The 18142-nt window shown below is 68.0% G+C and carries 19 protein-coding genes and 1 tRNA gene; 10 read left to right on the plus strand and 10 right to left on the minus strand.

The window, feature by feature from the left end:
* Positions 1-2: 2 nt before the first annotated feature.
* Positions 3-431, minus strand: coding sequence for a helix-turn-helix domain-containing protein (locus DMH03_RS16980; protein ID WP_125786015.1), 429 nt, complete (start codon positions 429-431; stop codon positions 3-5).
* A 128-nt stretch (positions 432-559) separates the two neighbouring features.
* On the opposite strand from DMH03_RS16980, the gene DMH03_RS16985 reads away from it, so the two are divergent.
* Positions 560-1972 carry an MFS transporter gene (locus DMH03_RS16985; RefSeq protein WP_125793949.1) on the plus strand — a complete coding sequence of 471 codons (1413 nt, stop codon included), beginning with the start codon at positions 560-562 and terminating at the stop codon, positions 1970-1972.
* Here the strand turns inward: DMH03_RS16985 and DMH03_RS16990 are convergent.
* Entirely contained in the window at positions 1912-2376 is a 465-nt protein-coding gene (locus DMH03_RS16990; protein ID WP_125793018.1) for an SRPBCC family protein, read from the minus strand. The two genes, DMH03_RS16985 and DMH03_RS16990, sit on opposite strands and share 61 nt — an antisense overlap.
* 64 nt (positions 2377-2440) lie before the next feature.
* Between DMH03_RS16990 and DMH03_RS16995 the strand changes: the two genes are divergently transcribed.
* Positions 2441-2932: a hypothetical protein gene (locus DMH03_RS16995; RefSeq protein WP_125793019.1), complete on the plus strand. Its 492-nt coding sequence runs from the start codon at positions 2441-2443 to the stop codon at positions 2930-2932.
* Here DMH03_RS16995 and DMH03_RS17000 read toward each other — a convergent pair.
* The 3 genes from DMH03_RS17000 to DMH03_RS17010 form a co-directional block, all read right to left on the minus strand.
* Positions 2913-3911, minus strand: a complete 999-nt coding sequence (locus DMH03_RS17000) for an aliphatic amidase (protein ID WP_125793020.1) — start codon at positions 3909-3911, stop codon at positions 2913-2915. The two genes, DMH03_RS16995 and DMH03_RS17000, sit on opposite strands and share 20 nt — an antisense overlap.
* On the minus strand, positions 3898-4515 hold the full coding sequence (locus DMH03_RS17005) for an AmiS/UreI family transporter (RefSeq protein WP_125793021.1): 618 nt from the start codon (positions 4513-4515) through the stop codon (positions 3898-3900). The genes DMH03_RS17000 and DMH03_RS17005 overlap by 14 nt, the downstream gene beginning before the upstream one ends.
* A gap of 82 nt (positions 4516-4597) precedes the next feature.
* Entirely contained in the window at positions 4598-5674 is a 1077-nt protein-coding gene (locus DMH03_RS17010; RefSeq protein WP_255431243.1) for a substrate-binding domain-containing protein, read from the minus strand.
* 87 nt (positions 5675-5761) lie between these two features.
* Between DMH03_RS17010 and DMH03_RS17015 the strand changes: the two genes are divergently transcribed.
* Positions 5762-6172, plus strand: coding sequence for a MarR family winged helix-turn-helix transcriptional regulator (locus DMH03_RS17015; protein WP_125793022.1), 411 nt, complete (start codon positions 5762-5764; stop codon positions 6170-6172).
* A 3-nt stretch (positions 6173-6175) separates the two neighbouring features.
* Here the strand turns inward: DMH03_RS17015 and DMH03_RS17020 are convergent, their stop codons facing one another.
* Positions 6176-6823 carry an MFS transporter gene (locus tag DMH03_RS17020; RefSeq protein WP_125793023.1) on the minus strand — a complete coding sequence of 216 codons (648 nt, stop codon included), beginning with the start codon at positions 6821-6823 and terminating at the stop codon, positions 6176-6178.
* A 304-nt stretch (positions 6824-7127) separates the two neighbouring features.
* Here DMH03_RS17020 and DMH03_RS17025 point away from each other — a divergent pair, with 304 nt between their 5' ends.
* From DMH03_RS17025 to DMH03_RS17035, 3 genes are all read left to right on the plus strand, one after another.
* A complete protein-coding gene (locus tag DMH03_RS17025) occupies positions 7128-7442 on the plus strand; it encodes a hypothetical protein (RefSeq protein WP_125793024.1) in 315 nt (104 codons plus the stop codon).
* Positions 7442-9139 carry an alpha/beta hydrolase gene (locus DMH03_RS17030; protein WP_125793025.1) on the plus strand — a complete coding sequence of 566 codons (1698 nt, stop codon included), beginning with the start codon at positions 7442-7444 and terminating at the stop codon, positions 9137-9139. The genes DMH03_RS17025 and DMH03_RS17030 overlap by 1 nt, the downstream gene beginning before the upstream one ends.
* A 120-nt stretch (positions 9140-9259) precedes the next feature.
* On the plus strand, positions 9260-9703 hold the full coding sequence (locus DMH03_RS17035) for an LppA family lipoprotein (RefSeq protein WP_125793026.1): 444 nt from the start codon (positions 9260-9262) through the stop codon (positions 9701-9703).
* 476 nt (positions 9704-10179) lie between these two features.
* On the opposite strand, the gene DMH03_RS17040 is transcribed toward DMH03_RS17035, so the two are convergent.
* From DMH03_RS17040 to DMH03_RS17050, 3 genes are all read right to left on the minus strand, one after another.
* Positions 10180-10253 (minus strand) — tRNA-Arg (locus tag DMH03_RS17040).
* 242 nt (positions 10254-10495) lie between these two features.
* Positions 10496-10885 carry a peptidase inhibitor family I36 protein gene (locus DMH03_RS17045; RefSeq protein WP_125793027.1) on the minus strand — a complete coding sequence of 130 codons (390 nt, stop codon included), beginning with the start codon at positions 10883-10885 and terminating at the stop codon, positions 10496-10498.
* 188 nt (positions 10886-11073) lie between these two features.
* Positions 11074-12123, minus strand: coding sequence for a LacI family DNA-binding transcriptional regulator (locus tag DMH03_RS17050; RefSeq protein WP_125793951.1), 1050 nt, complete (start codon positions 12121-12123; stop codon positions 11074-11076).
* 121 nt (positions 12124-12244) lie between these two features.
* On the opposite strand from DMH03_RS17050, the gene DMH03_RS17055 reads away from it, so the two are divergent.
* Positions 12245-13423 carry an MFS transporter gene (locus tag DMH03_RS17055; protein ID WP_125793028.1) on the plus strand — a complete coding sequence of 393 codons (1179 nt, stop codon included), beginning with the start codon at positions 12245-12247 and terminating at the stop codon, positions 13421-13423.
* Positions 13424-13531: 108 nt separating this feature from the next.
* Positions 13532-14692 carry a sensor histidine kinase gene (locus DMH03_RS17060; RefSeq protein WP_125793952.1) on the plus strand — a complete coding sequence of 387 codons (1161 nt, stop codon included), beginning with the start codon at positions 13532-13534 and terminating at the stop codon, positions 14690-14692.
* Here the strand turns inward: DMH03_RS17060 and DMH03_RS17065 are convergent.
* A complete protein-coding gene (locus tag DMH03_RS17065) occupies positions 14666-15304 on the minus strand; it encodes a histidine phosphatase family protein (protein WP_125793029.1) in 639 nt (212 codons plus the stop codon). The two genes, DMH03_RS17060 and DMH03_RS17065, sit on opposite strands and share 27 nt — an antisense overlap.
* 42 nt (positions 15305-15346) lie before the next feature.
* Between DMH03_RS17065 and DMH03_RS17070 the strand changes: the two genes are divergently transcribed.
* Together DMH03_RS17070 and DMH03_RS17075 are read left to right on the plus strand one after the other, a co-directional pair.
* Positions 15347-17374 (plus strand): cytochrome c oxidase assembly protein, encoded by a 2028-nt coding sequence (locus DMH03_RS17070; protein WP_125793030.1) that lies wholly within the window; start codon positions 15347-15349, stop codon positions 17372-17374.
* Positions 17375-17625: 251 nt separating this feature from the next.
* Positions 17626-18108, plus strand: a complete 483-nt coding sequence (locus DMH03_RS17075) for a single-stranded DNA-binding protein (protein WP_233611542.1) — start codon at positions 17626-17628, stop codon at positions 18106-18108.
* The last annotated feature ends 34 nt before the right edge of the window (positions 18109-18142 follow it).

Consider the following 18142-nt stretch of genomic DNA (forward strand, 5'->3'; position numbering starts at 1 on the left):
CCCTAAACGGTGACGCGTTTGTCGTACTGGGCGCGCGCGAGGGCGATCTCGCTCTGGTGGTCTTCGGTCCAGGTGACCAGCGACTGGATGGTCTTGTGCAGCGTCATCCCCAGCGGCGTCAGCGCGTACTCGACCCGGGGCGGCACCACCGGATAGACCGTCCGGTTCACCAGCCCGTCGCGTTCGAGATGACGCAGCGTGGTGGTGAGCATGCGCTGGCTGATGCCGTCGATCTTGTACTTGAGTTCGGTGAACCGCAGCGTGTTCCGGTCGAGCAGCGCGATGACCAGGAGCGACCACTTGTCCGCCACCCTGTCCAGGATCTGGCGGACCTCGCAGTCCTCGCGCGTGTCCCACTGGAAGGCCTCGTAGTCCTCCTCGGTGAGTTCACAACGACTAGGTGAGTTCAAAGTGCCTTCTTCCATGGTCATCGATAGTGACGGAAGATCCCCTTGGTTACAAGAGGGAACCGACCTGCTGATGAGTAACCGTCGGTTCCCGTTCACTGAGGGAGAAGACCTTGACCAACTCGCAAACGCCGCCGCGTGCCGCCGACCGGATGGGCGGCCGGGCCTGGGGCGTGCTCATAGTGCTGTGCGGCGCCATCTTCCTGGAGGGCATCGACGTCGCGATGCTGAACGTGGCGCTGCCGTCCATCCGGGCCGAACTCGGCCTGTCGACGGCGACGCTGAGCGGCGTGGTGAGCGCCTACGTGCTCGGCTACGGCGGATTCATGCTGCTGGGCGGGCGCGCCGCCGACCTGTACGGCCGCCGCCGCATGTTCCTCGGCTGGCTGGTGGTGTTCCTCGTCTTCTCCGGGCTGGGCGGGTTCGCCACCGAGGGCTGGATGCTGCTGCTCGCCCGGTTCGTCACCGGTGTCGCCGCGGCCTTCATGACCCCGGCCGGCCTCTCGATCATCACCACGAGCTTCGAAGAGGGCCCGAAACGCAACAAAGCGCTGCTGTTCTACGCCGGAACCGGGGCCGGCGGCTTCTCGCTCGGCCTGGTCATCGGCGGCCTGCTGGCCAGGATCGACTGGCGCTGGGTGTTCTTCACGCCGGTGATCCTGTCCGCCGTCATCCTGGTCGCCGCGCTCTGGCTCATCAAGGAACCCGCGCGGCAGGAGCGCGGGCCCCGTCGCCTGGACTTCGCCGGAGCGCTCACCGTGACCATGGCGATGCTGCTGATCGCCTACGCGGTGGTCCGGCTGGAGCACCCCGCGCAAGGCTGGGGCTGGACCGTGGCGTCCTTCACCGGGGGAGTGGCCGCGCTGGTCACCTTCGTGGCCGTCGAACGGCGCTCGCCCGCGCCGCTGGTGCGCCTGGGCATCCTGAGGTCGGGACCGCTGGTGCGGGCGAACGTCAGCGCCTTGCTCTTCGCGGGTTCGTTCTTCGGGTTCCAGTTCCTGGTCACGCTGTACCTGCAGGAACTCCGGGGCTGGTCGACGCTGGAGACGAGCCTGGCGCTGCTGGCCGTCGGGATCGACGCGATCCTGGCGCCGACGCTGACCCCGCGCCTGGTGGCGAGGTTCGGCAACACGCGGCTGATCTTCGGCGGCCTCGTGCTGGCCGCCGTGGCGTACGCGCTCTTCCTGCCGCTGGGCCTCGACTGGACATACGCGGCGATGTTCCCGTCGATGATCATCCTGGGCCTCGGGTTCGCCCTCGCCTACGGTCCGCTGACGATCGTCGCCACCGACGGGATCGCCGAGGAGGAACAGGGACTCGCCGGCGGTCTGCTGTACACGGCGTTCCAGTTCGGCGCGGCGCTCGGGCTGTCGGCGGTGACCGCCGTCAACGTCGCCGCCCTCGGTGACGGGTCGCGAGAGGCCGCGCTCGGCGGCTTCCGCGCGGCACTGGTCGTGCCGCTGGTGATGGCCGTCCTCGCCGCGATCGTCATCGCGTCGGGCCGTCAGCGTGTTTCGGCGAAGGAGGCCAGATTGGCCAGCGAAGAGGCGATCCCGGTCTCGTGATCCGCCTGGCCGATGCCGGACGGGACGTCCGTCGCGGTGACGGTCACTTCGGTGCCGTCACCCGCGGCGGCCAGCTCCCAGGTCATCGTCATGGTGCCCGCGAACGCCGGGTCTTCGGACTCGAACACGGCCAGCTGCACCACGCGTTCCGCGGGCACCAGGTCGGCGAACCCGACTTCGACCACGTCCGTCGCGTCCGAAGATTTGCCGGGCGCGGCGGACGCGTCGAGGTAGGTGAGGACCATCCGGAAACCGCCACCCGGCCGCGGATCCCAGCGATCGATCCGGCCGCGCATACCTTCGGGCGGCAGCCAGGCCTCCAGTGACTCGCGGTCGAGGAGGGCCTGGTAGACGGTCTCGGGCGGGGCGGCGATCACCCGGCGGCCGCTGTCGATCCTGTCCATCCTCCCGAGTCTAGGGCGGATAAGCTGATCATCGCGGATCACGGACGCCGGTGGTCCGGGAGGGGTGATCCACATCGAGTACTTCGTCGCCTGGTCCGCCTTCCTCGGCGGCTGGCTCCTCGTCGCCGGGCCCATGTACCAGGGCGCGCTCGAACTCCGTGAAGAGAGCAAGCGGTTCGCCGACCTGCGCTCGCTCGAGGAGATGCCCCGCCCCGACTTCGGACGGCCCGTTTCGCGCTGGTGGTGGTTGCTGCCACCGGTGGCCATCGCCAAGGAACGGCGACGGCGGCGCAAGGTGCACCGCGAGGTCATGAAGTCGTTCACGACCGAGCAGCGGCGCACCATGGCCACCTTCGCCAACAAGGCCCGCGGCTGGTTCATCGTGACCGCGGGCGCCTTCTTCATCGCCCTCAAGGAAACGTGGCACCTGAACCATCTGTACCACTGGCCTTTGTGGACCTACTTCGCGCTGGTGCTCGTCCCGCTGGCGCTGAGTTTCGCCCACACGTCACGGGGTGTCCGGCTCACCGTCCTCATCATGGGGTCCGAGGAGTGATGGTGTCGCGCGTGATCGACTCGACCTTCTCCTGCGCCTTCTTGGCGTCGGTGACCCAGAGCTTGTAGAAATCGAACGGGCAGTCCGCCACGCCCTTGTCGCCCTCGTCCGCGTCCTGCACGCCGGTGTAACCGCGGTGCAGCAGCTTGAAGATGTGGTTCTGCGACTGGTCGTAGGTCCGCGCGTCACGGATCGCCGACACCGACAGCTGCGCGTACTGGATCCCGTACTCTTCTTCGCCGGTCTCGCCGAGTGTGCGCCCGTCGAAGCCGATGATCGAGGAATGGCCGAAGTAGGAGTACACGCCGTCGAATCCGGCGGCGTTCGCCACGGCCACGTAACAGTTGTTGGCCCACGCCATCGCCTTGGCGATCAGGATCTGCTGCTCTTTGGCCGGATACATGTAGCCCTGGCAGCGCACGATCAGCTCGGCGCCCTTCATCGCGCAGTCGCGCCAGATCTCCGGGTAGTTCCCGTCGTCGCAGATGATCAGCGAGATCTTCATGCCCTTCGGGCCGTCGCTGACGTAGGTGTCCTCGCCGGGGTACCAGCCTTCGATCGGGCACCACGGCAGGATCTTGCGGTATTTCTGGACGATCTCGCCGCGGTCGTTGATGAGCACGAGCGTGTTGTACGGCGGCTTGTCCGGGTGGTCCTCGTGTCGCTCGCCGGTGATGGAGAAGACGCCCCAGGTCTGGGCTTCCCGGCAGGCGGCGGCGAAGATTTCGGTTTCCTCGCCGGGAATCGTCGCCGCGGTCTCGTACATCTCCTTCGGGTCGTACATGATGCCCTGGGTCGAGTACTCCGGGAACACCACGAGGTCCATGCCCGGCAGCCCGGATTTCATGCCCACCACCATTTCGGCGATCTTGCGGGCGTTGTCGAGCACCTCGGCCTTGGTGTGCAGCCGCGGCATCTTGTAGTTGACCACCGCGACGCCGACCGTGTCGGGACTGGCGGAAATGTCACCGTGTCGCATTTGGATTCCTCTTCTCCTGATGGGTTTTCTGGAGCAACATGGCCGCCGCGACCAACACACAGGCGATCGCGGCCGCGATCAGCGCCGTCCCGCCGTCGCTGCGGTAGGCGCCGGTGAGGCCGAGGAAGGCGGGCACCGTGCAGGTCGGCTGGCTGAGCAGCAGGACGGCCCAGCCGGTGAACCGGGTCAGCTTTTCCTTGCCGAGGCCGAGGACGAGGAAGAACAACGTCCACAACAGTGCCCAGGACAGCCAGATGACGCCGAACACCGGATCGGCGTCGTGCCAGAACGCGATTCCCGCGTACACCACGGCGGCGCCCGCCACGAACAGCGAGAACCAGCCGACGCCTTCGGGTTCGAGGCCGGCGAGGTTCGCGATGCCGACGTACAGATAGGTGAAACCGAACAGGTACAGCCCGGACGCGGCGAGGATCGCGTCCGGATTCCCGCCCGCCTGGACGATCAGCACGGTCGGGGTGACGCACTGGAGCGCGCCGACGAACAGGTTCAGCACCGCCGCCGAGCGTGGCGGTATCCGGCCGAGCAACATCAGGCCGTTGATCATCAAGGCGGCGCCGACGTAGAGAAGGCCCACGTTGCCCATGCTCACCTCCGCGTAATGTGCATCACGTGGAATAATTTCAAATGAAAGTATGTGGTGTGCCGGAGTGAGTCAAGGGTGGAGTTCAGAGCCGGGTCAGGACTTCGAAGTCGTAACCGTCGGCGACCGCGAGATGGACGTGCTGGTCGGCCTGCTGCCCGCGGAACTCGATCGTGCCGCGCGGGCCGTGATAGGCGACGCCGTCGATCGCCGCGTTGAGCGCGGGCAGGTCGGGCTTGCCTGCCCGGCGGACGAGTTCGGCCAGTGTGTGCAGTCCCTCGTAACAGGATTCGGCGGCGTTGTTCAAAGCCGGGGCGCCGGGACCGTTGCGGTCGACATAACGGCCGAGCAGATCCATCGCGTCGGCGGTGACCATCGACCGGAAGTACGCGGCGGAGACGTAGAGGTTGCCGGTGGCGTGCGCGCCGCTCGCGAGGAGCATGTTCTCCTCCATCAGCGGGCTGAACCGGACCAGCCGGTCGCTGAGCCCTTGCGCGGCGAAGGCGCGGTTGAAGCGCACCGCGTCCTGCCCGACCAGCAACATGAGCACACCGTCGCTTGTGGACTGTTCGACCGAACGGACCACTGTGGACATGTCGCCCGCGCCGAGCCCCACGAACGCCTCGCCGGTGATGCGCAGATCGAGATCCTTGGCGTACTGCCGGATCGCCCGGGTCGACCGGTGTGGCCAGACGTAGTCGTCACCGACCACGTACCACCGCCGGACACCGAGGTGGTCGCGCAACCAGCGCAGCGCCGGTTCGATCTGGCAGCGCGGCGTCTCTCCCGTGCAGAAGATGCCCGAACGTCGCTCGCCACCTTCGTAAAGTGACGTGTACACGTACGGCACCCTGTCGGCCACGACCGGTGCGAGCGCGTGCCGGATCGACGAAATGTGCCAGCCGCTCACGGCGTCGACCCGTCCCGCGTCGACCAGCCGGCGCAGGTCTTCGGCCACCTGCGCGGGGGTGCCGCCGCCGTCGACCACCTCGGCCTCGACCTGCCTGCCGAGAATCCCGCCGGACTCGTTGAGTTCGTGGACGGCGAGATCCGTGATCGCCTCGCAGGACGGGCCGAACAGCCCGGCGGGCCCCTGCAACGGGACCACCATGGCAACACGCCAGGTGTCGTCGCGGGTCCGGGTGGCGAGGCGTAGGGGCATGGCGCTCCGTGCGGTGGCCCGGTAAGGTCAAAGTGCTTTCACCTGGAAGTATTGCGAGGGTGTCCGGTTTTGGCAAGGGGACGGGATATGGGGACACGCGGCGTCGCGACCGCCGGAACGTCGCTCACCGGCTCGCTCACCCGTGCCGCCAGGGCCGTCGCCGGCAAGGTGGAGCAGGTGCTCGCCAAGGAAGGTCTCACCCTGGACCAGTGGCTGGTGCTGGACGCGCTGAGCGGCAAGGGCGGCCTCGCCATGGCCGACCTCGCCGACCGGACCCTGGCCACCGCCCCGACGCTGACCAGGGTGGTCGACAAACTGGTCACCACCGCGCAGGCGTACCGCGAGGTCGACGCCGCGGACAGGCGCCGGGTGCTCGTGCACCTCAGCGCCCGCGGCCGGGCGACGTACCGGCGCGTGGCCGCGAAGGTCGCCGAGGTGGAAGCCCGTCTCGACGTGACGGACGACGTCCTCGTGGCGTTGCGGGGCCTCGGCGACTGAAGGTCAGGCCTGCGGCGGATACGGCATCGGCCGCGCCTGTGGTTTCGCCTTCGTCAGCGCGACGATGCCGACAACACCGGTGACGACGAGCGCGACGACCACGAACAGCGCGGCCACCACGTACACCAGGCGGAAGCTGAAAGCGTCCGAGAGCAGCCCGCCGAGGAACGGTGCGATCACCAAGGCAAGGACACCGACGCCCGCTGCCGCACCGGTCGCGGCGCCGCGACCGGACTGGAGCCGCCGGATCAACGCGACCGTCACGCCGATCGCCGCGCCCGCGCCGAGCCCGTTGAGCACCCGCCCGACGAGGAGCAGGCCGCTGCTCGGAACGAAAGCGACCAGCACCACGCCGAGGAGCATCAGAAAGAGCGCGGGCACCGTCACCGACGTCGGGAAGCGCGCACCGAGCAGCAGACCCGCCGGGAAGGCGATCGCGGCCGCGACGAGGTACGCGACGAGCCCGCTCAGCAGCAGGGACTGGCTCGACATACCCAGCTCGATCTGCAGGGCAGACGAGCCGTCGAAGCGGTAGATCACGGTGAGCAGGAACAGCCCGATGAGCGCGGCGAACCCCGGCCCGATCACCAGCCACCAGGGCGGTCCGGCGGTCGGCTGCTGGTCGTGATGCGTCGGCGTCGGCACGAACATGGGGATAACCTATAGCGACAGGCGACGCGGATGGACCACTTCGCCGGGAAAGCCGCTCATGGCCGGGGTCAGACGAGCGCTCTGGAGTCGGCCGGCCGACTCGAGCGGGCCGCCGTCCGCGAGATATCACCGGATTCCGGCGATCCGGCAACTGGTGTTAAGGATTGAGTAGTCCTACTTGCCAGGTTGTGGGTAGATCGGCTCGAAACACTGTTTTCGCTGTTCACGGGCAGGCTGACGGGTTGAGTGGACACGCATCGCTGTCGTAAGGTGACCATTGGTTACCAACGGCGGGGAGGCGTTCGTGACGGGCTATCAGGTGGTGGTCGACAAGATCCGCGGCACCGGTCAGGCCGCAGAGGGGGTTGTCGACGGGTTACGGGGCGCTGGATGCCCGACCGCGGTGCCGGCTGGTGATCTTGGTATGCCGGGGTCGCGGGCGGCGTTGGCGATGGCTCGGGTCAAGCACGTGTTGGTGTCTCGACAGGCGGGCTTCGAATCCCGGCTTGCTGCCTATGCCGGAAATATGGCGAAGGCTGCGGACCACTATGCCAGTCGGGAAGATGCCGCGGCGGCAGATCTGAGCGTGCGAGCTCCGGGGCAGGTGAAGTCGAGCTAATGGTCAGCTGGGGTGAGGCGACGCGCTGGAATCCGGCAGTGTTGCAGGAGGCGGTCGGAGAGATCAACGCTGCCTACAACAAACTTGTGGCGTGTTCGGATGATCTGCGCGACATCAACACGCCTGAGGGTTGGCACGGTGACTCGGCCGGCGCTGCGGCCGCGGAGGTCAACCAGATCATCGACGGCTTGGAGGAGTATGCCGCCGACATCGCGGCGCTGCGCCGAGCGGCAGGCGACACCGGCGATGCGATAACAGGTGTGCAGAACGGGGTGCGGGAAGCCGAAGTGATCGCCTCGAGCAATCACTTCACGATCGCCCCGGACGGAGGGGTCGTCGACAACGGCGTGCCGGACGTACCGCCGGAGCGGGCGCAACTGATGGCAGAGGAACGAACCCGGCTCGCCGAGGAGCTCAAAGATCGGGTCGTACAGGTTTTGCGGCAAGCCACCGACATCGACGATGACCTGTGTGCGGTGTTGGAGCGGATCGAAGCCGGGAACGTCATCGACGCCACGGGGAACGACAACGAGAACACCAGCTTGGCCGCGGCCGGCAATTCGGGGGCTGTGAACGGTGCCTTGTCGGTGTTGGCTCCACCGCCGGTGGGAGCGGATCCGTCGACGAACGCCGCGTGGTGGGCCGCCTTGTCCGAGGCGCAGCGCAAGCAGCTGATCGCGCAGCACCCGGACTGGGTCGGTAACCGGGACGGGGTGAAGGCCGCTGATCGCAGCAAAGCCAACCTGAGCCTGCTCGAGCAGCAGAAACGCAGCTTCACCGCGGAACTGGAGCGGCTCCGGCGGGAGGACGGCGATTCTGACGAGATCGCGCGCCTGGAACAGCGGGTGAAGGCGATCGACTCGATCACCGGCATGATGCACAACCCGGACGGCAGTCTGAACCCGAACCGGCAGCTGATGTCGCTGGACCTGACCGGTGATCACCCGAAGGCGGCGATCGCCAACGGTGATGTCGACACCGCACAGCACGTCGCGGTGTTCACTCCCGGTATGAACTCCACCGTCGACGGGAATCTGTCGGGCTATGTGAACGACATGCAGGGTGTTCGTCACAGCGCGGAGGACATGCTGCGCCGTGGTGGGGACATGTCGAACGTCGCCACGGTGACCTGGATCGGCTACGAGCCGAGCACCGGCGATGACCCGAGCTCCCTGTTGGGATTGGTCACCGGCGAGAACTCGGCTTCAGGCGGAGACAAGCTCGCGAAGTTCGACCAGGGCATCAACGCTTCGCGTCCCACAGATCCGCACTTGACCGCGTTGGGGCATTCGCAAGGTTCGATCGTGACGGGGATCAGCCTCACCCATGGCGCTACCGGGGTCGATGATGCGGTCGTGTTCGGCTCGCCCGGTGTGGCGGATCATTTCGGGATTGATAACACCGCGCGCGACCTGAAGGTTCCTGAAGGGCACGCCTACAACATCAAGGCTGACGGGGACGACGTCGCCCAATACGTCCCGGAGACCTGGCGGTATGGACGTGCCCCGTACGCGATGGACGGCATGAACCAGCTCTCGGCGGATGCGGCCACAGATCCGGACGGAAGCCCACTCGCCGCATCGCATGGGCACAGCGAGTACACCCGGACCACGCCGGAGGGTGTCGACAGCACCAGTAAGCACAATATCGCCGCGATCGTGGCCGGCAGGCCGCAGTTGGCGGTCTCCGCCCACTAGGAAGTTGATCACGTGTTGTCACGAGTAGGGCTGTTCGCGGCCGTGTTGACCGGCGCCGTGCTGCTGGCCGCGTGCAGCGACGGTCACCAGTACCTTGATCCACAACCCACAGGACCCTCGATGTCGAAACAGCAGCAACAGGCACAACTGGCGACCCGGTCGACGCTGGACGAGGCCGTCGCTGGTTACGAGAAGCTCCGCGTCACGATCCGGGACCGCCTCACCGCCGAGTTCGGTGTCACGCAGTGGACCGAGGAACCTGGGTCAGCTGAGTTCAGCGGATGCGCACCGCAGTTCCCCGCGTTGAACGAGCAGGAAGCGGCCAAGAAGTTCCTGCCGCGTTGGTATGCGCCAACGTCGTTGCTCGCACGATGGGACCAAGTCAAATCGGTGGTTCGCGAAGTCGCGGGTGGATCCGGGTTCACCACCGTGACACTCGACGTGAACAAGGCAGGCGACGCCCAGCTCAACCTCACCGACCAGTTCGGTGCGCAGTTGTCGGTTGGATCAGGAACGAGCACTGTTGTGTCCCTGACTACGGGGTGTCACCTGATCAGGAAGTGAAGGCGCTCGTCGGGGCCTCGCGTGCTGTTCGCGGTGGTTCGCCGGCTCGGTTGGCCTCGATCTTCCTCCTTGGTTGTGTGTCACGCGCCTTGATCGGCGACGCAAGCCACCGTGGCTCGGCGTCGTCGTGGCGGTCGACTGGCTGATCGTGACCGGTCGAGCTCGCGCGAGACCGAAGCTCGCGGGGCGGCTGCGTGTCCAAAGTGAACAAAGCAAAGAAACGACGACACGAAGGCCGCGACCCGGTGAGACCTCGCCGACATCCAGGTCTGCGTCGCCCCATTGGTGAATTACTGGCGCCGGATCGGGAAACCTCGGCGGGCTTTGACGCTTGCGCCATTTGGCTCTACGCCACGGTGATCCGAGTCACGGAAGTCGGGCTTCCTCGGCCTTCACGGGCAGGCTGAGAGCCCCGGACGGCACTTGATGGGGGACCCCTGGCCACTTGCGTGACCAGGGGTTTCCCTGTGGCGGCGTGCCCCCGGCAGGACTTGAACCTGCGACCTAGAGATTAGAAGGCTCTTGCTCTATCCAGCTGAGCTACGAGGGCCGACGTCGGCGACGTTGGGTGTCGCCCAGCATCGGCAGCTTAGCCGTCGCCAACCTGTCGATCGTTCGACACCGCCAGATCGTTTCAGGTCGAGCCCACCGTTTTTTGGAACACCCGTGAGCGCGTCACGACGCGGGGTGACGCGCCCACGGGCCGGGGCCGCTTCGGGGGAGCGGCCCCTGGGTTCGTGCAGGTCGCGAGTCGACTCTTCCGCGAGTGACCGGCACGAACCGCCGGGGTGGTCAGTCCCAGATCTTGAGGGCGCGGATCACGAAAGGTCCCTGGGGTACGTAGGTGCCGCCACCCGGATAGGTGATGAAATCTCCTTCGGTCGTGCACTCCTCGCTTTGGTAAATCGTCACGTCCCGGCTCAGCCGGTTGACGAACGAATGCCCGTCGAAGCCTTCGGGTAAGGGAATGCATTCGTCGGGATTGGAGGTACGCAGGTCGAATTTGTGCACCGCGCCGCCGTACGATTCTTCGCCCCAGACGCAGAACTCGCCCTTCTGGCAGGCGGGTTCGGGCGGCGCCGTGGTGGCGTTCGCGACTCCGGCGCTGGTCAGCAGGCCGAACATGGCCAGCAGGAGCACGTGCGGGAGGCGGGCGCGCAGGTTCGTCAAACGTCGTTGCATGGCTGGGTTCTCCCCCGTGATTCGGCGGCTCGGGTGCCGTCGGTGAATGTGTGATTCCACGATGACCCGAGGAGGAGGCTTTGTCAGCCCGCATTTCTACTTCTGTGGATAAGTAGTTGTGCGCCGCTCGATCGGGGCGAGTTGTCCACATATCACCGGGACCGCCTTGTGCTCGCCGAAATCGGCTGCTAGGCGGGCGCGGTGGACTCGCGGACGACCAGTTCGGTGGGGATCTCGGCGGGCGCGGGCGTCTTTTCCCCGCGCAGCAGGGTCAGCACCAGATCACCGGCCGCGCGCCCCTTGGCGGCGAGGTCCTGCCGGACGGTCGTCAGCGGTGGTTCGGACCACCGAGCGGGCGGGACGTCGTCGAAGCCCACGACCGAAAGATCACCCGGAACCGACAGCCCGAGATGTCTCGCCGCCGAGATCGCCGCCAGTGCCAGCAGGTCCGACATGCACAACAGCGCGGTCGGCCGCGGTTGCCGCTCCAACAGGCCGAAGGCGCTCGGCAACGCTGCTTCGGCCGAAAGTCCCGACGCCTCCCAGATCGGTGTGTCCGCCGCCGGGATCCCTGCCTCGGCCAGGGTCTCCAGGTAGCCGGCCATCCGCTCGCGGTTGTCGTGGAAGCGGCTGTTGCCTGCCTCCGCCATGCTCAGCTCGCCGCCGCGGGGAGCCGAGAGGCACTGCGCCGACAAGATCCCGATCCGCCGGTGCCCGAGTTCCACCAGATGCCGGGCGGCGGCGGCCGCTCCCGCCCGGTCCGCCACCCCGATCCTGGCCGAACCGCGGATATGCGGCTGGTCGATCACCACCAGCGGCAGGCTTCTATCCCGCACCGCGTTCAGCGCGGGCGCGCCGTCGGGCAGCGAATAAGCCACCGCGATGTCGGCTTGCGCGGTCAGGATCCGCTCCGCGCGCGGGCCGCCGCTCTCGCCGTCGCCGGGGAGCAGCAGCAGGGCGTGGCCCTCGGGATCGACGACGGTCGAGAGGGCGTCGAGGGTGAGCGACAACGCGGGATCCGAGAACGCCGTCGAAAGATTCGTGTCGAGCAGGACGGCGATCGCGCCGGTGCGGCTGGTGGCCAGGCTGCGTGCGGTCGGGTTCGGCCCCGCGTACCCGATCTTCTTGGCCGCGCGAAGCACCTCTTCGCGCAGTTGCGCGGACAGCTGATCGGGCCGGTTGTAGGCGTTGGAGACGGTCGCCCGAGACACCCCGACGGCGTCGGCGACATCGTCCAACGTCGGCCTTCGCCGTCGCGCGGTGGTCACCGCAACAGTCTAGTCCCGCCAGGAGCCGGTGGACTTTCTGAAGCGCTTAAGTCATTCTGGTGGAAGAGGAATCGGAAGGAGACTGGGGTCTATGCGTGACCGTACGGCCGTTTTCGTCGTGTTCGCGCTCAACGGGGCCGCGCTCGGCTCCTGGGCGCCGCGGACTCCCGCGTTGTCGGAACGGGTGGGCGCCTCGCCGGGTGTCTTCGGCCTTGCCCTGCTGGGCGCCAGCGTCGGCATGCTGATCGCGGCCGCGGTTTCGGGGCGGTTGATCGAGCGGCACGGTGCCCGCGCCGTGGTCGCGGGCAGCACGATCATCGCCTGCGCCGCGCTGCCGATGATCGGCTTCTCGACGTCGGTCGCCCTGCTCGCCGGGGCGTTGTTCGTCCTCGGCGCGAGCGTCGGCGCGCTGGACGTGGCGATGAACGTCGCCGGAGTCGAGGTCGAGCGCCGGTCCGGACGCGCGATCATGCCGATATTGCACGCCGGGTTCAGTTTCGGCGCGTTGGCGGGTTCCGTCGCCGCCGGATTCGCCGCGTCGCACCACTGGTCACCGGGGCGGCATCTCACGGTCGCAGCGCTGGCCGCGCTGGTGGTGCTCGCCTTCGTCATCGTCGCCGTGCCCGGCGCGCGGCCCGCGCATACCGAACCCGTCGAGAAGCCGCGGGTGGCGCCGATCAAACGGCCCGTCCTCTGGCTGCTCGCCGCCATCGCGTTGTTCTCGGCGATCGCGGAAGGCGCGAGTTCGGACTGGTCCGCCCTGCTGATGACGTCCGTGCACGGGGTCGGCGACGGCGCCGCCGCGTTCGCCTATTCCGGATTCGCACTGGCCATGGCGCTAGCCAGGCTCGCGGGCGCCTGGGTTCAGAACCGCTTCGGCGCGACCCGTGCGCTGGCGGTGGGTGCCGGGATCGCCGCGGCCGGGCTCGTCCTCGCCGCGCTGGCCCGCGTTCCCGTGTTCGGGTTCGTCGGCTTCGCGCTGGCGGGCGCCGGGCTGGCCGCGGCCTTCCCGATCGCGTTGAGCCTCGCGGGCGCGTCGGGTAAACGCGCGGACGGCACCGGAGGCGAGCGGGAACTGGCCTTCGTCACCGCGATCGCCTACACCGGTTTCCTCGCCGGGCCACCCCTGATCGGCGGGATCGCGCAGGTGACGTCGCTTTCGGTGTCCTTCCTGTTCGTCGGACTGACCGCCGCGCTCATCGTGCCGTCCGCGGTGGCCGCGGCGCGGGCGGGCAAACGGGAGAAGGCCTCCGAACCCGTCAGCCGTTGACATCCTCGCCGTAACGCGGGCAAGCTGATTGCTCGTAAACTGAAATGAATGCGACTCGTTCGCTGTTTCAGGACGGCTGATCCGGGGAGGAGCGGCGTGAGGGTGCTGATGCTCGGGGGCGGCGTGGGGATCCTGACCGGCCGTCACCAGGTGCCCGGGATCCCGGCGCGACTGGTGCAGACCACGTTGCCCCGGCTCGTCCTGGTCCCGCTGGTCTTCCGGCTGGTGATGCTGGCGCAGGCGCTGTGGTCGGCGGGTCTCGGCGGGCCCTCGGTGCTGTGGGCGTTCGCGCTGATGCACCTCGTGCCGAACGTCGCCGAAGCCGTCTGGGCCTTCCGGCGGTCTCCGGCCGGTACGCGAATGGTGCCGGTGGCCGACGCCGGGTTCGCCGTCCTCTTCATCCTGGCGGCGGCGCTGATCTCGCCGGATGTCGCGATCACGTCGATCACCTGGACCCATCTGATGGGCACGGTGATGATCTGGGCCCTGTTGCGTGGCGCGCTGGCTGGGTCCTTGGTCGCCGGCGGGGCGGTGGCGCTGAACACCGTGCTGGACCCGGCCTCCACGCTGGGGCTCTTCCTCACCCTCGCGACCGCGTTGGTGGCGTCCCTCGCGATCGTCGGCATGGTCGGCGCTTCGATGCGGTTCGCGCTCGGGTTCGGGGAGCAGCAAGGCCGGGCGGCGGAACGCGAACGGCATCGCCGCGACGTCCACGACACGGTTCTGCAGGTGATGGAGTCGTTCGCCATCCCCGCGCCCGCCGACGAACTCGATCCGGCGGCCAGCCTCGACCGCGTCCGCCGGACCGCTCGCGCCCAGGCGATGCGCATCCGGATCAGCCTCGAGCACGAATCCTCCGAGAGGATCGGACTGCACCAGCGGTTGCGGTTGCTCGCCGCCGAAATGGCCGCGGAAGGCCTGCGCGCCGAGGTCGTCATCCAGGACGACTGTGCCCCGGAACTCCCGGAAGAAGCGGCCATGGCCCTGCACGACTCGGCAAGGGAAGCCTTGCGCAACACGCTGAAGCACTCCGGGACCCGGCGGGCCGTCGTCAGTGTCGAGGAGATCGGCGGCGGGGTTTCCTTGACGGTGCGCGATCACGGCGCCGGTTTCGATGTCGGCGACCGGCGGCGCGGCTTCGGCCTCGAGAACTCGATCATCGCGCGGATGGCGGAAATCGGCGGTTTCGCGCGGATCGAATCCACGCCGGGACTGGGGACCCGGGTGGTGCTCCTCGCGCCGTCAGTCTTGCGTGTCCCCGTCGGGTGAGTCGCGCCACTGGCGAAACGGGCGGTCCAGCATCCATTTGCCATCCGTACGCTCGACGACGCGGTATTCGCAGGTCGTCGGGTTCGACAGGGATTCGAACAGCTCGATGCTCCAGCCGAAGAGACGGCGGCACAGCAACCGGATGGTCAGCCCGTGCGAGACGACCAGCACGGTTTCGGGGTGATCTTCGCCGCACGCCGCCAGCTCGCTGAGGAACGCCGCGACCCGGTCGTCGACGTCCGCCCCGGATTCGCCGAAGGGGAGCCGGTAGAAGAAGTGCCCGAATTCGTGGCGCCGCTGCTTTTGGACCTCCTGCTCCAGCGGATCCTGTAGGTTTCCCCAGTCCTGCTCCCGCAGCCTCGGCTCCGGCACGATCCGCTCGCACGCGTCCCTGATGTCCAGTAGCCGCAACGTTTCCCGCGTCCGCAGATACGGGCTGACGTAGACCGCCGGTCGTTGCCCGCCGAGGAGTTCCGCGATCTCCGGACCCGCCAGTTTCGCCTGCTCGCGGCCGGCCTCGGTCAGCGGGAGAGCGTGGTCGGGAATCCGGGTGTAAGCGAGCTCGTCGACGTTGCCGAGCGACTCGGCATGCCTCAGCAGGATGATCCGCACGCCGCCATCTTGCCCCTTGCGCGCCCGGCATACCCTCGTGACGTGCGTTCAGACCCCGAGACGAAACCGGCCCCGTCCGCGCGGAAGGCCGGTGTCCTGCCGCTGGTGTCGATCGGTGCGCTGCTGGCCGCGGTGGTGGCCGTCGGCCTGGTCGCGCTGACCGGTGGCGCCGGTTACGTCATCGCCGGCCTGCCGGATCCCGGACTGGTGACCCGCTACGGCATCACCGTCGTCCGGGTGCTGGCCGAGGCGGCTTCGGTGCTGTGCGTGGGTTCGCTGCTGCTCGCCGCGTTCCTCGTCCCGCCGCAGAAATCCGGCACGCTCGCGGCCGACGGTTACGCGGCCATCCGTGTCGCGGGCGTCGCCGCATGGGTCTGGTTCTTCGCGGCCGCCGCGTCGATCTTCTTCTCCGCGGCCGACGGCGCCGGGCGCCCGTTCACCGAGGTGCTCTCGCCGCAGGTGCTGATCGACCTCGTCGACGCCATCGAGCAGCCCAAGGCCTGGCTGTTCACCGCGTTGATCGCGCTGCTGGTCGCGCTCGGCTGCCGTCTCGCGCTGACCTGGGGCTGGACGACGGTGGTCTTCTTCCTGTCCGTCGGCGGCCTGGTCCCGGTCGCGGTCACGGGCCATTCCGCGAGCGGTGGCTCGCACGACATGGCGACCAACAGCCTGCTGTACCACCTGGTCGCCGCCGCGCTGTGGGTCGGCGGCCTGGTGGCGTTGCTCGCGCTCGGCTGGCGCCGCGGCGAGAACCTCAAGCTCGCCGCGACGCGGTTTTCCAAGCTGGCGCTGGTCTGCTGGATCGTGATGGCGGTCTCCGGTGTCGTCAACGCGCTGGTGCGGATCAGGATCGCCGACCTGTTCACCACCGACTACGGCCTGCTCGTACTCGCGAAGATCGTCGCGTTGCTGCTGCTCGGTGTCTTCGGCCACCAGCAGCGGCAGAAGGGTGTCGCCGGGCTGGTGAACGGCGCGGGCGGCGGGCAGCTGCTGCGGCTCGCCGCCGTCGAGGTGCTGATCATGTTCATCACCATCGGCATCGCCACCGGGCTCGCGAAGACCCCGCCACCGCAGGAATCGCTCACCCAGCCGTCGACAACGGAACTGCTGATCGGCTACGACCTCTACGGTCCGCCGACCGTCTTCCGGCTGCTCACGGACTGGCGGTTCGACCTCGTCTACGGCACGCTCGCGCTCGTTCTCGCCGGGCTGTACCTCGCCGGAGTCCGGCGGCTGCGGGGCCGCGGTGACACCTGGGCCACGGGCCGGACGGTCGCGTGGCTCGGCGGTTGTTTCGTGCTGCTGATCGCGACGTCGTCCGGCATCGGCCGGTACGCGCCCGCGATGTTCAGCGTGCACATGGGCAACCACATGCTGCTGTCCATGGTGGCGCCGGTGCTGTTCGTACTCGGCGGACCCGTGACGCTCGCGCTGCGCGCGCTGCCCGCCGCGGGCAAGGACGCCCCGCCCGGACCGCGTGAATGGCTCCTCGCCTTCGTGCACTCGCCGCTTTCGCGATTCCTGACGCATCCCATCGTCGCGCTGCTGCTGTTCGTCGGTTCCTTCTACGGCCTGTACTTCTCCGGCCTGTTCGACTCCGCGCTGAACTACCACTGGGCGCATCTGGCGATGAACGCGCACTTCCTGCTCGCCGGATACGTCTTCTACTGGCCGGTGATCGGCGTCGACCCGGCACCACGACGGCTCCCGCCGCTGGGGCGGCTCGGGATGATGTTCGCCGCCATGCCGTTCCACGCGTTCTTCGGCATCGCGCTGATGAGCATGCAGACCGTGCTCGGACAGGACTTCTACCGCGGGCTGAAACTGCCGTGGGTCACCGACCTGCTGACCGATCAGCGGCTCGGTGGCGGGATCGCGTGGGCGTCCGGCGAACTGCCGGTCCTGCTGGTGCTGGTCGCGCTGCTGGTGCAGTGGGCGCGTCAGGACGAACGGGAGGCCCGGCGGCGGGATCGCCGCGAGGACGCCTCGGGTGACGCGGATCTGAACGCCTACAACGCGATGCTGAAGAAACTCGCGGATCAGGGCCGGGGGCCGGGTTCCGGCTCGTAGCGCTTTGGCCGGACTCGCGCCGGCCGGGCATAGGCAGGGCCACTACTCGCTCCGGCGCTGACCGTCGCCTACCACATCTCCGCGCCCACGCCGGCCGTTCAGCCCGAGTTGTCCACAGGAAGCCCACATCGCCCGGAGTTGTCCACAGATCCGGTTCGCGTCCTTTTCCGCCCTTCGATCCGAGGCAGTCTTGTGATCAAGGGAAACACCGGGAGCGGCCCGGAACGAGGAGAAAGGCGAGTGTGATGGCGATGGGCGAAACGTGGGTGACCATGATCGGCAACCTGACCAGCGAACCGGTCCACCATCCGGAGCGGGTGCACGGGCACGATGTCGTGTCGTTCGGCTTGCGGAGTGTCGAACGCCGGTACGACAAGGAAAGAGGGGAGTGGGGCGAGGGGCGGCAGCTCGCGGTCAAGGTGACCTGCTGGCGCAAGCTGGCGATGGCGGCGTTCTCCTGCCTGAGCAAGGGCGATCCGGTGATCGTGGCCGGGCGGTTGCGCGGCGCCGAGACCGCGGAGGAGATCCCGGCGCCTCTGGGTCTACCTGAGCTTGAGGCCTTCTCCATCGGGCCCAATCTCGCGCGTTGCTCGGCCGAGATCCACCGGATGGGACGTGACCGGCCGAGGGCGATCCCGCTGTCCCCGCCGCCCGTGGGGAATCCCATGGTCACCGCACTGGAGGACGCACCCGTGGCGGGCGGTGCCGATGCTCGTTCAGTGATGTCGGGCTGACTGACGGTAGCTCGATGGTGACCGCCGTCAAGGC

This window comes from Amycolatopsis sp. WAC 01376 (assembly GCF_003947415.1).
GTDB lineage: Bacteria > Actinomycetota > Actinomycetes > Mycobacteriales > Pseudonocardiaceae > Amycolatopsis.